Raw genomic sequence first — 12,738 nt, forward strand, 5'->3', positions numbered from 1 at the left:
ATGACATTGTCGCCCCGCGTCCCGCGCGCTTCCTGTTCGCCGCTGCCGCGCTCCTTCGGACGGACGCCATCGTGACCGGTATCGTCATCGTGGTGCACGCGCCGCTGGGCGACGCCATGCACGAACTGGCCAGCCACGTGCTGGGCGACGTGGTCGCCGACTCGCTGGCCGTGCACGATATCCAGCCCCAGGACACCCCCGACGTGCAGGCCCCGGCCGTGCTGTCCGACATCCTGCGCGTGGACCGCGGCGAGGGCGTGCTGGTGCTGACGGACCTGATCGGCGCCACGCCGGCCAACATCGCCAAGCGCGCGGTGGCCGATGCGCAGGCGCAGGGCACGCGCTGCTGCGTACTGGCCGGCCTGAACACCCCCATGCTGCTGCGGGCGCTGACCTACCGCAACCTGCCCCTGGCCGAGACCCGCGAAAAGGCCCTGGCAGGCGGCGTACAGGGCTGCTTGCAGGTAGACTGACGGGCAGCGGTTTGCCCTATATCATCCCGGTATTGCAGCTTGCGGCGCCCGGCATCGCAAGCAAGGCCGGCCTGTATCGTGGTCCCAAGAATCCTATGCCCAGTTCAGACATCGTCATCAGCAACAAACTCGGACTGCATGCGCGTGCGGCTGCCAAGCTGACGCAGCTCGCCAGCCGTTTCCAAAGCGAGATCTTCATCTCCCGCGGGGCCCAGCGCGTCAATGCCAAGAGCATCATGGGCGTGATGATGCTGGCCGCCGGCATGGGCGTCACGGTCCGGCTGGACGCCAGCGGCAATGATGCCGACCAGGCGCTGGCCGACATCCAATCCCTGTTCGACAGCAAATTCGGTGAGCACGAGTAAGAAGCAGGCAGCCGGGCCCGAGGCCACGGCAGCGACGGCGATGGCCGGCGCCGCCACGGCGCCCGGCGCCGTCATCGCGCTGCGCGGCAAGCCCGTGGCGCGCGGCTATGCCATCGGGCGGGCCGTGGTCATGGGCGCCGCCGCGCTGGAAGTCGCGCACTACCGCATCGCCCCCGAGGACATCGCCGCCGAGCGCGAGCGCCTGACCGCGGCCCTGAAGCAGGCGCAGGACGAACTGCTGGAGATGGCCGACACGCTGCCCGAGGACGCGCCGCGCGAACTGGGCGCGATGCTCAACGTGCACTGCCTGCTGCTGGGCGATCCGCTGCTGGCGGAACCGGCGCTGGCCCTCATCTCGGAACGCCAGTACAACGCCGAATGGGCGCTGACCGCGCAGGGCCAGATGCTGGGCGAGCAGTTCGAGGCCATGGAAGACGAGTACCTGCGCGAGCGCGGGGCCGACGTGCGCCAGGCCATCGAGCGCGTGCTGCGGGTGCTGTCGGGCACCTCGGCCACGCTGCCGGACACCTCGCAGGTCGACGGCAACGATCCGCTGGTCGTGGTCGCGCACGACATTTCCCCCGCCGACATGCTGCGCCTGCGCGGCGCGCGCTTCGCGGCCTTCGTCACCGACCTCGGCGGACCCACGTCGCACACCGCCATCGTGGCGCGCAGCATGGGCGTGCCCGCCGTGGTGGCCATGGGCAACGTGCGCGAACTGGTGCGCGACGGCGACGTGCTGATCGTCGACGGCGCCACCGGCAACGTGCTGGTCAATCCGTCGGCCCGCATCCTCGAGGAGTATCGCGGCCTGCAGCGCGTGTACGCGGACGAGCGCGCCGAGCTTGCGCTGCTGCGCGACGTGCCGTCGGTCACGTTGGACGGCATCGACATCGTCCTGCATGCCAACATCGAGCTGCCCGAGGAGGCCGAGCAGGCCATGGCAGCCGGCGCGCACGGCATCGGCCTGTTCCGCAGCGAATTCCTGTTCATGGGCCGCGCCACGCTGCCCACCGAGGAAGAGCAGTACGAAGCCTATGCGTCGGTCGTGAAGGTGATGGCGGGCCGCCCGGTCACCATCCGCACGCTGGACATCGGCTCCGACAAGACGCTGGACGGCGAGGCCACCGTGGCCACCAATCCGGCGCTGGGCCAGCGCGCGATCCGCTATTGCCTGGCCCGTCCCGAGATGTTCGCCACGCAACTGCGCGCCATCCTGCGCGCGTCGGCGCACGGGCACGTGCGGCTGCTGGTGCCGATGATCGCGCACATGCACGAGGTGCAGGCCACGTTCGCGGCCATCGCCTCGGCGCGCGCCGAGCTGGACGCGCGCGGCCAGGCCTATGCCCCGCGCATCGAGGTGGGCGCCATGGTCGAGGTGCCGGCCATCGCCATCGCCATCGAGCCTTTCGCGCAGGCGCTGGATTTCCTGTCGATCGGCACCAACGACCTGATCCAGTACGCGCTGGCCATCGACCGCGGCGACCACGACGTGGCGTCGCTGTACGACCCGCTGCATCCGGCCGTGCTGCGGCTGGTGGCCAACACCATCAATGCCGGCGAGCGCGCCGGCAAGCCGGTGGCGGTGTGTGGCGAAATGGCGGGCGACTCGCGCTACACGCGCCTGCTGCTCGGCCTGGGGCTGACCGAATTCTCGATGCACCCGCAGCAGTTGCTGGACGTCAAGCGCGAGGTGCGCCGCGCGCACTCCAATGCCCTGCGCGTGAAGGTGGCGGGCATCATCAACCGCGCCTTGCCGGTGGACCTGGACCAGCTCGACCAGGCATGAGCGGCGGTGGCGGCGGGCGCCGCCGCCCGCTGCCCCGTTTCACCGCCACGGTCCGAGCCGTTTACCGCCCGCATCGCCGTCGGGGAAACGGGGCGATATCCACCCGATCTTTCTTTTTCACCCGGTTGTACCCGCCGCGCAACGGTATGGTCACGTTCGATCGGATTATGTTGCGGCGCAGCATGCGCAGGCCTAAGATGAATTCGTCAGTCACCCCCGCGCACGCCTCCTGGAGAGAGCCATGAACGACACCGTCCGTACCGACATCCGCATCGCAGCCGCACCGGCCAGCAGCACCGCCGGACAGTCCCGACTGCGTTCCCGTGCTCGCCGCCTCAAGCGCCTGGGCGAGGGCTTCGGCGCAGCCTGGCGCGAGATCGCGCAGGGCATGCAGGCCGCGCGCCAGGCGCATCCGGTGATCTCGGCTTTCCGCCCATACTGATCACGGCACGCGGAGCCGGATAGCCAACAGCCCCGGCTTCCCGCATTCATCAGGCGGCCGCCGCAGCGTCGAAGGACACTGCGGCGGCCGCTGGCTTTTCAGGCCGGGGCAAGGCCCTCAGACACGCGAAGCCGAATTCAGCGGGCTGTCCATCATCGAAGCGGTACCGTATGGTGGCTCCTGGTCAGGCACCCAGCAAGCCGGGCGGCATCCCATCACGCGGTCCGGATGGCGCCGGCTCACACCGCCATCTGCACCAGCAGGTACCCATCCAGCACCACGATCGCGCTGGTGGCCGCCACCGCTGCCACCGACCAGCCGCCTCGCAGCACGTGGCGGCCCATCACGTCGGCGCGACGCGCCAGCACTACCAGCGGGATCAGCGCGAAGGGCAAGGCCAGGCTCAGGATCACCTGGCTGAGCACCAGCAGGCCGTCCGGATCGCTGCCGCCCGTGGCGGCCAGCAAGGCGAGGGCGGCGACGCCCGCGACGGCGCGCGTCGCCAATGCACGGCGCCGTTCCGACCAGCCGGCGCCGGCGGGCTGGAAACCTCGCGACAGCACGCGGCCGGCCATCACGCCGGTGATGGTGGAGCTCTGGCCGGCCGCGTACAACGCGACGGCGAAGACCACGGCGGCGCCGGCGCCCAGCGTGTGGCCGATCGCGGCATGCGCGTCGTCCAGGCTGGCCACGACCGGGCCCAGGCCGGACAGGGAGGCGGCCGCCACGATCATGATGGCCGCGTTGATCAGCATGGCGATACCCAGCGACACCACGGTGTCGTTGCGCGCGATGCGCATGGCCAGCGGGCGATCGCCTGTTGCCAGGTCGGCGGCGCGCTGCGCGAGGGCGCCCGAATGCAGGTAGAGGTTGTGCGGCATCAGTGTCGCGCCCAGGATGCCCAGCGCCACCAGGAAGGCCTGCGGGTCGCGCAGCGTGCGGCCGGTGTCGGCCAGGCCCGCGGCCATGGCGGCGGCGGAGGGCTGCGCCCGCACCAGCAGGTACACGAAGGCCAGCGCGACGATGCCCAGCAGCACGCCGATGATCTGCTCGTGCCGGTCGGCATTGCGGCGCGCGGCGTAGAACACGGCCAGGGTACCCAGCGCGGTGACGGCCACGCCCGCCATCAGCGGCAGGCCCAGCAGCAGCCGCAGCGCGATGGCGCCGCCGATCAGTTCGGCCAGCGCCGTGGCCAGGATGGCGGCCTCGCCGGCCACCCAGGCGGTGCGCGCCAGCGGGCGCGGCAGGTAGCGCGAGGTCAGCGTGGCCAGGTCCTGGCCGGTGGCCAGCGCCAGGCGCGCCGTCAGGACCTGGAATCCCATGCCCAGCAGCGCCGCCGCGAACACCACGGCCAGCAGGCCATAGCCGAAGCCGCTGCCGCCGGCGATGTCGGTGGCCCAGTTGCCCGGATCGATGTAGCCCACGGCCACCAGCAGGCCGGAGCCCGCCAGCGCGCGCAGGCCGGCCATGCGCGCGGGTTGGGCCCGGTGGGCGGCGTCGGTGCCGGACATGGCGAGGATGAGTGTGTTCATGAGGCGATCCTGAGAATGGTTTCCATTCTCGGGATCGCGCTCGGGCGGGTCAAATTGATTTAGGGCAAGGGTCCGATAGGTTTTACGAACCCCGAGCCAGAGAAGGCCCCGAGGGGGCCCTCAGCGCGCGATTGGCTCAGTTCTTGAGCGTCGCATCCATCGTGATCTTGGCGTTCAGCACCTTGGAGACGGGGCAGCCGGCCTTGGCCTTGGCGGCGGCTTCCTCGAACGCCTTGGGGTCGGCGCCCGGGATGGCGGCCACGACCTTGAGGTGGACGGCGGTGATGGAGAAGCCGCCTTCGTCCTTGTCCAGGGTGACTTCGGCCGAGGTCTCGATGCGGTCGGCCTTCAGGCCGGCCTCGCCCAGGATGTTCGACAGAGCCATCGAGAAGCAGCCGGCGTGCGCGGCGCCCAGCAGTTCCTCGGGATTGGTGCCGGGCTCGTCGCCGAAGCGGGTGTTGAAGCCGTACGGCTGCTCGCGCAGCGCGCCGCTCTGCGTGGAAACGGTGCCTTTGCCGGTCTTGAGATCGCCTTGCCAGACGGCGGATGCAGTCTTCTTCATGGGGACACTCCTGAGAGGTTGGGGCGTCTTGACGCCTGAGTAGGGCCCTCCATGATACGGCGGCGAACCAGCAGGAATGTGTCCGCCAGGTTTCGAGGCGCGCGATAATGCTGCGTCCCTGACAGCTTCGGAGCGCGTGTCCATGCAGGTGATCGATACCGCCGCCACGCGCGGCGCGCTGGCGTTCGAGACGGTGATTCCCGCCCTGCGCGACGCCTTCCTGGGCGACGTGGCCGTGCCGCCGCGGCACGTGCACGCCATCGAGTGCGACGGCGCGCATGGCACCTCGCTGATCATGCCGGCCTGGAACGCGCAGGGCTATTTCGGGGTAAAGGTCATCAACATCTTTCCCGGGAACACCCGGCAAGGCCTGCCCGGCCTGCATGCCACCTACACGCTGTACAGCGCCCGCACGGGCGTGCCGCTGGCGCAGGTCGACGGCGACGTGGTCACGGCGTTCCGTACCGCCGGCGCGGCGGCGCTGGGGGCGTCCTACCTGGCGCGCGGCGACGCGCGCACCTTGCTGATCGTCGGGTCGGGTCGCATCGCGGGTCTGCTGGCCCAGGCGATGCGCGCGGTGCGGCCGATCGATCGGGTGCTGGTCTGGAACGTGCGACCCGCCGGCGCGCAGGCGCTGGCGCGGACGCTGGCCGCGCAGGGCACCGACGCCCGGGCCGTGACCGACCTGGAATCCGCGGCGCGGCAGGCGGACATCGTCAGTTGCGCCACGCTGTCCACCGAACCGCTGGTGCGCGGCGGCTGGCTGCGTCCCGGCACGCACCTGGACCTGGTCGGCAGCTTCAAGCCCGAGATGATCGAGGCGCACGCCGACTGCTTTGCCGGGGCGTCCGTCTACGTGGACACCGACGAGGCACCGACCAAGGCAGGCGACCTGCTGGCGGCCTTCGCGGCCGGCACGCTCGCGCGGGACGGGCTGCGGGGCACGCTGTTCGACCTGGCGGCCGGCCGCGCGCCGGGGCGCACAGAGGCGTCCGAGATCACGGTGTTCAAGGCCGTGGGCAGCGCGCTGGAAGACCTGGCGCTGGCTGCCCTGGTGTACGAGGCCGTGACACGCGCGAACGTGGGCTGAGGCGTGCGGCTTGCCTGGCCGGTCACCGCTGCCGCGCCGACGAAGGCGACGCTGGAACCCACTCCCATGCGCGTGCGGCGGCAGAGAACCGCCGGCGGGGCGGGCGCGTCGGGACACGCGCCGCATGGAGAAGCTACGTGGCAACCCTGTGACGGAAGCCCGGGCCATTGAGGCACAATGAGGTTTTCTCCCCGCAGGGCGTGGCCGCCGGGCCGCTCCCGCCAAACGTCTTCAACCTCACCGGATTCTTCATGCCTCACGCGTTTGCCCGCCTTGCCGCCGCCGTCGCCGTCGCGCTTCCCGCCCTGTCCGCCCCCGTGGCCCAGGCCGAGGTGGTCATCGGCGTGAACCTGTCCACGACCGGCCCCGCCGCAGCCATCGGCATCCAGAGCAACAACGCCGTGCGCATGTGGCCGGCCACGCTGGGCGGCGAGCCGGCGCGCTACGTCGTGCTGGACGATGCCACCGACGTCAGCCGCTCGGTGCGCAACATGCGCAAGCTGACCGCCGAGGACAAGGTCGACGCCATCGTCGGGCCCAACACCACGGCCGCCGCCGTGGCGGGCCTGGACGTGCTCGCCGAGACGGGCACGCCGATGGTGGCGCTGGCCGCCTCGGCCGTCATCGTCGATCCGCAGACCGATCCCAAGCGCCACTGGGCGTTCAAGATGCCCCAGAACGACACGCTGATGGCGTCCGTGCTGGTCGAGGACATGAAACGCAAGGGCGTGCACACGGTGGGCTTCATCGGCTTCGGCGATTCCTATGGCGACAGCTGGTGGCAGGCGTTCAACGCGGCCGCGGGCGACAGCGTGAAGGTGGTGGCACAGGAACGCTTCCAGCGCACCGACGCCTCGGTGGTGGGCCAGGCGCTGAAGGTGATCGCGGCCAAGCCGGATGCCGTGCTGATCGCGGGCTCGGGCACGCCGGCGGCCCTGCCGCAGAAGACGCTGCTGGAGCGCGGCTACACCGGGGCCATCTACCAGACCCACGGCATCGGCACGCTGGAATTCCTGCAGGTAGGCGGCAAGGACGTCGAGGGCACGCTGTTTCCCACCGGCCCGGGCGTGGTCGCCCGCGAACTGCCGGACGCCAACCCGGTGAAGAAGGTGGCGGTCGAGTTCGCCGACCGCTACGAGGCCCAGTACGGCGCCAACACGCTCACGCAGTTCGCCGGCGACGCTTACGGCGCCTGGATGCTGCTGGATTCGGCCGTGGGCCGCGCCCTGAAGGACGGGGCCAAGCCGGGCACGCCGGAGTTCCGCAAGGCGCTGCGCGAGGCCCTCGAGACCACGCAGAACCTCATCGTGCCCAACGGCGTGCTGAACATCTCCACCAAGGACCATCAAGGCTTCGACGAACGCGCCCGTGTCATGGGCGTCGTGCGCAGCGGCCGCTTCTCGTATGCTGCGCAGTAACGTGTAGTTACTTGGATCACGCCGCCCACGGCGGCGCTTCCCGGAGGAGGCAGGCGCGGACCTGCCTTCTTTTGTGACATTTGATTCGTACTCAAATTATTTGATGGGATATCATTTTGAGCGAATCAATTGCATGGCACATCACGGGAGGAAAAGAACATGGCACCCTATGCCCACGCCGCGAAACGGCTCTTGCTGGCGGCAGGTCTGACGCTGGCCCTGGCCGCCTGCGACTCCGGCAGCGGTTCCAGCGACGGCGGCACCGCCGCATCCGGCAAGGCGCCCGCCGCCGGACAATCTGACGCTTCCGGCGGCGACACGCTGGCCGCCGCCCGTCGCGCGGGCACCCTCCGCATCGGCTATGCGAACGAAGCGCCGTACGCCTACATGGACAGCAAGGAGGCGCGCGTCACCGGCGAGTCCGTCGAAATCGCCCGCGTGGTGCTCAAGCGCATGGGCGTGAACGAGGTCGAGGGTGTGCTGACCGAGTTCGGTTCGCTGATTCCCGGCCTGCAGGCCAAGCGCTTCGACATCATCGCCGCCGGCATGTACGTCACGCCCACGCGCTGCGGCCAGGTGGCGTTCTCCAACCCCACCTACGGCGTGGGCGAAGCCTTCCTGGTGCAGAAGGGCAATCCCAAGAATCTGCACAGCTACGAGGATGTGCTGAAAAGCGATGACGCCCGCCTGGGCGTCGTGGTGGGCGCCATCGAGGGCGAATACGCCGAGAAGCTGAAGATCCCCTCCGAGCGGGTCATCGTGTTCCCCGACGCCGTCAGCGCGCTGTCCGGTGTGCAGGCCGGGCGCGCGGATGCCTATGCCGGCACGGCGCTGACCATCGCCGACCTGATGACCAAGGTGACCGACCAGCCGGTGGAGCGCGCCGATCCCTTCACCGATCCCGTCATCGAGGGCGCCGACGTGCGCGGCTACGGCGCCTATGCCTTCCGCAAGGAAGACCAGGCCTTCGCCGACGCCTTCAACGCCGAGCTGGGCAAGCTGATCGGCAGCGAGGAGCACCGCAAGCTGGTCGAGCCCTTCGGGTTCAGCCAGCAGGAGCTGCCGGGCGACGTGACGGCGGCCAAGCTGTGCGGCGCCAACTGAGGGGGGGAGCAGGCACATGAATGACGACATTTCCATCCTGCAGCCGCTGCTGGAAGGCCTGGCGGTCACGCTGCAGATCACGCTGGGGGCGGCCGTGCTGGCCGTGCCGCTGGCGCTGCTGGCCGGGCTGGGCCGCATGTCGGGCAGCGTGCTGGTGCGTGGCGTATCGATGACCTACGTCGAGATCTTTCGCGGCACGTCGGCCCTGGTGCAGCTGTTCTGGTTCTACTACGTGCTGCCCATGTTCGGCCTGAAGCTGCCGGCGGTGCTGGTCGGCATCGTGGTGCTGGCCGCCAATGCCGGCGCGTACGGGGCCGAGGTGGTGCGCGGCGCCATCGTCGCGGTGCCGCAGGGCCAGCGCGAGGCGGCCCTGGCGCTGAACTTCACGCGCGGGCAGATCATGCGCCGCGTGGTGCTGCCGCAGGCATTTCCCGCCATGCTGCCGCCCGCCGGCAACCTGGCCATCGAGCTGCTGAAGAACACCGCACTGGTGTCGCTGATCACCATCACCGACCTGACCTTCCGCGGCCAGCTGCTGCGCAGCGACACGCTGCGCACCACCGACATCTTCGTGGCGATGCTGCTGATGTACTTCGCGGTGGCGCTGCTGATCACGGGCGGTGTCCGCCTGCTCGAACGGAGGTTCAAAGTCCGATGAGCCCGATATTCGACTGGAGTTTCGCCCTCGAGATCCTGCCCACGCTGGCGCAGGCGCTGGTCATCACGGTGCAGGCCACGCTGATCGGCATGTTGGTGGCCGTCACGCTGGGCCTGGCGCTGGCGATGATGCGCCGCGCGCCATTGTGGATCGTCTCCGCGCCGGCCGCGCTGATCATCGAGTTCGTGCGCAGCACACCGCTGCTGGTGCAGATGTACTTCCTGTTCTACGTGCTGCCCGTCACCGGCGTCAGCCTGTCGCCGCTGACCACCGGCATCCTGGCGCTGGGCGTGCACTACGCCGCGTACTGCGCCGAGGTCTACCGCGCCGGCATCGAGGCCGTGCCGCGCGGCCAGGTGGAAGCTGCCACGGCGCTGAACCTGTCGCGCTGGCGCACGGCGGTGGGCGTGGTGCTGCCGCAGGCCATTCCGCCCGTGGTGCCCGCTCTGGGCAACTACCTGGTGGCCATGTTCAAGGACACGCCGCTGCTGTCGGCCATCACGGTGGTCGAGCTGCTGCAGCAGAGCAAGATGATCGGTTCGAGCACCTTCCGCTACACCGAGCCGCTGACGCTGGTGGGCATCATGTTCCTGGTGCTGAGCCTGGCGGCCGCCTGGTGCATGCGCCGCGTGGAGAGCCGACTGAAACTGATTGGAGGAAAACGATGAGCGCAAGCATCACGCTGAAGAAACTGACCAAGCGGTATGGCGACGTGGAAGTGCTGCGCGGCATCGATCTGGAGATTCCCGCCGGGCAGACCGTGTCGGTGATCGGGCCGTCCGGCTCGGGCAAGTCCACGCTGCTGCGCATGCTGATGACGCTGGACCGTCCCACCAGCGGCGAGATCGAGATCGATGGCGAGCCCATGTGGCACGACGCCAGCGGCAAACTGATGACGCCGCACTCGGCCCACGTGCGCAAGGTGCGCGGCAAGATCGGCATGGTGTTCCAGCACTTCAACCTGTTCCCGCACAAGACCGCGCTGGGCAACGTGATCGAGGCGCCCATCCATGTCGAGGGCCTCGGCCGCGACGAGGCCGTGGCGCGCGGCCGCGAGTACCTGGAACTGGTGGGCCTGGGCGACAAGATCGATTCGTACCCCGCGCAGCTGTCGGGCGGGCAGAAGCAGCGCGTGGGCATCGCGCGCGCCCTGGCCATGCGGCCCGAGATCATGCTGTTCGACGAGGTGACCTCGGCGCTCGATCCGGAGCTGGTCGGCGGCATCCTGCAGATCATGCGAGACCTGTCGGCCAAGCGCACCATGACCATGATCATCGTCACGCACCAGATGAAGTTCGCCGAGCGCTCGTCCGACCGCACGCTGTTCTTCGACCAGGGCAACGTGGTCGAGGACGCCGAGTCGGCCACGCTGTTCGCCTCGCCGAAGGAAGCGCGCACGCAGCAGTTCCTGCAGTCGGTGATCGAGGCGGAGTAAGCCGCGCGCGGCGCCTGCGCGGGACGTCGCCACGCGTGCGATGCCCGCGCACCCTGCTGGCTGAAAGGCCGCTGACGATCGCGTGCCTCTTGCGCGGGGAGGCTGCGCTCGGCGCCGCATACCCGTCCTCGCGTCATGGCGATGGGGCCTGCGTCGCAAACGCCCGGCTATGCTGGCGGCTTTGCGCCTCGCCATGTGCGGCTTCGGCACGGCGGGGCCGTTCACGGGCATCGCCCGGATTGCCACGCGCAGGAATCCCATGAGTCTGCTCTTCTCGCCGATCACCTTCGGCAACGTCACGCTGGACAACCGCATCGTCATCGCGCCGATGTGCCAGTACTCCGCCCAGGAGGGCTGTGCCACCGATTGGCACATGATCCACCTGGGCCATCTGGCGCTGTCGGGCGCCGGTCTGCTTATCGTCGAGGCGACCGCCGTCGAGGCCGATGGCCGTATCACGCCGGGCGACGTGGGCCTGTGGTCGGACCAGACCGAGGCCGCGCTAGCCAAGGTGGTCCATGCCATCCGCAGGCATTCGCCCATCAAGCTGGGCATCCAACTGGGCCACGCGGGCCGCAAGGCCTCCAGTCAGGCGCCCTGGGACGGCGGGCAGCAGATCCCGCTGGCCGAAGGCGGCTGGATCGCGCATGCGCCCTCGGCCGTGCCGCACCTGGACACCGAGCTGCCGCCGCGCGCCCTCGATGACGACGGCCTGGCGCGCGTCAGGCAGGCCTTCGTCGACAGTGCGCTGCGCGCCGACCGGCTGGGCTTCGAGGTGATCGAGCTGCATGCCGCGCACGGCTACCTACTGCACGAGTTCCTGTCGCCGCTGGCCAACCGGCGCGACGATCAGTACGGCGGGTCGCTGGAGAACCGCATGCGCTTCCCGCTCGAGGTCTTCCAGGCCCTGCGCGCGGCGCTGCCGGGCAAGACGCTGGGCGTGCGCGTGTCGGCCACCGACTGGGTGGAAGGCGGCTGGGATGCCGACCAGACCGTGGCGTTCGCCCATGCCTTGAAGGCGCTGGGCTGCGATTTCATGGACGCGTCCAGCGGCGGCGTGTCGCCCCGCCAGCAGATTGCGCTTGCGCCGGGCTACCAGGTGCCGTTCGCGCAGCGCATCAAGCGCGAGACCGGCTTGCCCACGATGGCGGTCGGCCTGATCACCGAGGCGCGGCAGGCCGAGCGCATCCTGCAGGAAGAACAGGCCGACATGATCGCGCTGGCGCGCGGCGTGCTGTACGACCCGCGCTGGGCGTGGCACGCCGCGGCCGAGCTGGGCGCGCAGGTGAAGGCGCCGCACCAGTACTGGCGCTCGCAGCCGCGCGACCAGAAGAGCCTGTTCGGCGAAACCCGGATCGGACAGCGCTAAGGGCTCAGCCGCGCCCCGTGCTGCCGAAGCCGCCGGCGCCGCGGTCCGACGCGCCGAACTCGTCGACCACGTTGAACGACACCTGCATCACCGGCACGATCACCAGCTGGGCCAGGCGGTCCATGGGCTGCAGCGTGAATTCGGTCGACCCGCGGTTCCAGGTCGAGACCATCAGCTGGCCCTGGTAGTCGGAGTCGATCAGCCCCACCAGGTTGCCCAGCACGATGCCGTGCTTGTGGCCCAGTCCCGAGCGCGGCAGGATCATGGCCGCGTAGCCGGGATCGGCGATGTGGATGGCCAGGCCCGTGGGCACCAGCCCGGTGGCGCCGGGGGCGAGGGTCAGCGGCGCGTCCAGGCAGGCGCGCAGGTCCAGCCCGGCCGAGCCGGGCGTGGCGTAGGCGGGCAGGAACTCGCGCATGCGCGCGTCCAGGATCTTCAGGTCGACGGAATTCATGGTGTGGGGGGAACGGGGTAGGGCGGGGCGCGGTGCGCCGGGGGGCC

At 69.9% G+C, this 12,738-nt stretch carries 14 protein-coding genes; 11 read left to right on the forward strand and 3 right to left on the reverse strand.

Annotated elements, in window-relative coordinates; translation table 11 throughout:
- Positions 1 to 71 precede the first annotated feature (71 nt).
- The 4 genes from FS845_RS09260 (at position 72) to FS845_RS09275 (ending at position 3,069) form a co-directional block, all read left to right on the forward strand.
- A complete protein-coding gene (locus tag FS845_RS09260) occupies positions 72 to 473 on the forward strand; it encodes a PTS sugar transporter subunit IIA (protein ID WP_144633369.1) in 402 nt (133 codons plus the stop codon).
- Between the two features lie 95 nt (positions 474 to 568).
- Positions 569 to 838, forward strand: a complete 270-nt coding sequence (locus FS845_RS09265; protein WP_144634548.1) for an HPr family phosphocarrier protein — start codon at positions 569 to 571, stop codon at positions 836 to 838.
- Between the two features lie 40 nt (positions 839 to 878).
- A complete protein-coding gene (gene ptsP, locus FS845_RS09270; protein ID WP_260986244.1) occupies positions 879 to 2,627 on the forward strand; it encodes a phosphoenolpyruvate--protein phosphotransferase in 1,749 nt (582 codons plus the stop codon).
- A gap of 241 nt (positions 2,628 to 2,868) precedes the next feature.
- On the forward strand, positions 2,869 to 3,069 hold the full coding sequence (locus tag FS845_RS09275; protein WP_144633372.1) for a hypothetical protein: 201 nt from the start codon (positions 2,869 to 2,871) through the stop codon (positions 3,067 to 3,069).
- Between the two features lie 239 nt (positions 3,070 to 3,308).
- On the opposite strand, the gene FS845_RS09280 is transcribed toward FS845_RS09275, so the two are convergent.
- A complete protein-coding gene (locus FS845_RS09280; protein WP_144633377.1) occupies positions 3,309 to 4,601 on the reverse strand; it encodes an Nramp family divalent metal transporter in 1,293 nt (430 codons plus the stop codon).
- A gap of 136 nt (positions 4,602 to 4,737) precedes the next feature.
- The gene (locus FS845_RS09285) at positions 4,738 to 5,163 is read right to left on the reverse strand and encodes an OsmC family protein (protein ID WP_144633380.1); all 426 of its coding nucleotides are present in this window, start codon (positions 5,161 to 5,163) and stop codon (positions 4,738 to 4,740) included.
- A gap of 142 nt (positions 5,164 to 5,305) precedes the next feature.
- Here FS845_RS09285 and FS845_RS09290 point away from each other — a divergent pair, with 142 nt between their 5' ends.
- From FS845_RS09290 to FS845_RS09320, 7 genes are all read left to right on the forward strand, one after another.
- Complete coding sequence (locus FS845_RS09290; protein ID WP_144633383.1) at positions 5,306 to 6,253, forward strand: ornithine cyclodeaminase family protein; 948 nt, start codon at positions 5,306 to 5,308, stop codon at positions 6,251 to 6,253.
- A 251-nt stretch (positions 6,254 to 6,504) separates the two neighbouring features.
- Positions 6,505 to 7,671, forward strand: coding sequence for an ABC transporter substrate-binding protein (locus FS845_RS09295; RefSeq protein ID WP_144633386.1), 1,167 nt, complete (start codon positions 6,505 to 6,507; stop codon positions 7,669 to 7,671).
- Positions 7,672 to 7,830: 159 nt separating this feature from the next.
- Positions 7,831 to 8,775, forward strand: coding sequence for an ectoine/hydroxyectoine ABC transporter substrate-binding protein EhuB (gene ehuB, locus FS845_RS09300; protein WP_144633389.1), 945 nt, complete (start codon positions 7,831 to 7,833; stop codon positions 8,773 to 8,775).
- A 16-nt stretch (positions 8,776 to 8,791) separates the two neighbouring features.
- Positions 8,792 to 9,433 carry an ectoine/hydroxyectoine ABC transporter permease subunit EhuC gene (ehuC, locus tag FS845_RS09305; RefSeq protein WP_144633392.1) on the forward strand — a complete coding sequence of 214 codons (642 nt, stop codon included), beginning with the start codon at positions 8,792 to 8,794 and terminating at the stop codon, positions 9,431 to 9,433.
- The gene (gene ehuD, locus FS845_RS09310; RefSeq protein WP_144633395.1) at positions 9,430 to 10,101 is read left to right on the forward strand and encodes an ectoine/hydroxyectoine ABC transporter permease subunit EhuD; all 672 of its coding nucleotides are present in this window, start codon (positions 9,430 to 9,432) and stop codon (positions 10,099 to 10,101) included. Before ehuC ends, ehuD begins: the two co-directional genes overlap by 4 nt.
- A complete protein-coding gene (ehuA, locus tag FS845_RS09315; RefSeq protein WP_144633400.1) occupies positions 10,098 to 10,868 on the forward strand; it encodes an ectoine/hydroxyectoine ABC transporter ATP-binding protein EhuA in 771 nt (256 codons plus the stop codon). The genes ehuD and ehuA overlap by 4 nt, the downstream gene beginning before the upstream one ends.
- Before the next feature lie 259 nt (positions 10,869 to 11,127).
- The gene (locus FS845_RS09320) at positions 11,128 to 12,237 is read left to right on the forward strand and encodes an NADH:flavin oxidoreductase/NADH oxidase (protein ID WP_144633403.1); all 1,110 of its coding nucleotides are present in this window, start codon (positions 11,128 to 11,130) and stop codon (positions 12,235 to 12,237) included.
- Between the two features lie 4 nt (positions 12,238 to 12,241).
- On the opposite strand, the gene dut is transcribed toward FS845_RS09320, so the two are convergent.
- Positions 12,242 to 12,691, reverse strand: coding sequence for a dUTP diphosphatase (dut, locus tag FS845_RS09325; protein ID WP_144633406.1), 450 nt, complete (start codon positions 12,689 to 12,691; stop codon positions 12,242 to 12,244).
- Positions 12,692 to 12,738: the final 47 nt, after the last annotated feature.

The organism is Bordetella genomosp. 13, assembly GCF_007679965.1.
GTDB lineage: Bacteria > Pseudomonadota > Gammaproteobacteria > Burkholderiales > Burkholderiaceae_B > Bordetella.

Bases quoted from the DNA above. Each gene is read 5' to 3' on its own strand.
- dut (WP_144633406.1), bottom strand. From the start codon at position 12,691: ATGAATTCCGTCGACCTGAAGATCCTGGACGCGCGCATGCGCGAGTTC.
- ehuC (WP_144633392.1), top strand. From the start codon at position 8,792: ATGAATGACGACATTTCCATCCTGCAGCCGCTGCTGGAAGGCCTGGCG.
- FS845_RS09285 (WP_144633380.1), bottom strand. From the start codon at position 5,163: ATGAAGAAGACTGCATCCGCCGTCTGGCAAGGCGATCTCAAGACCGGC.
- FS845_RS09265 (WP_144634548.1), top strand. From the start codon at position 569: ATGCCCAGTTCAGACATCGTCATCAGCAACAAACTCGGACTGCATGCG.
- ehuD (WP_144633395.1), top strand. From the start codon at position 9,430: ATGAGCCCGATATTCGACTGGAGTTTCGCCCTCGAGATCCTGCCCACG.
- FS845_RS09320 (WP_144633403.1), top strand. From the start codon at position 11,128: ATGAGTCTGCTCTTCTCGCCGATCACCTTCGGCAACGTCACGCTGGAC.
- ehuB (WP_144633389.1), top strand. From the start codon at position 7,831: ATGGCACCCTATGCCCACGCCGCGAAACGGCTCTTGCTGGCGGCAGGT.
- FS845_RS09295 (WP_144633386.1), top strand. From the start codon at position 6,505: ATGCCTCACGCGTTTGCCCGCCTTGCCGCCGCCGTCGCCGTCGCGCTT.
- FS845_RS09290 (WP_144633383.1), top strand. From the start codon at position 5,306: ATGCAGGTGATCGATACCGCCGCCACGCGCGGCGCGCTGGCGTTCGAG.
- ehuA (WP_144633400.1), top strand. From the start codon at position 10,098: ATGAGCGCAAGCATCACGCTGAAGAAACTGACCAAGCGGTATGGCGAC.
- FS845_RS09275 (WP_144633372.1), top strand. From the start codon at position 2,869: ATGAACGACACCGTCCGTACCGACATCCGCATCGCAGCCGCACCGGCC.
- ptsP (WP_260986244.1), top strand. From the start codon at position 879: ATGGCCGGCGCCGCCACGGCGCCCGGCGCCGTCATCGCGCTGCGCGGC.
- FS845_RS09280 (WP_144633377.1), bottom strand. From the start codon at position 4,601: ATGAACACACTCATCCTCGCCATGTCCGGCACCGACGCCGCCCACCGG.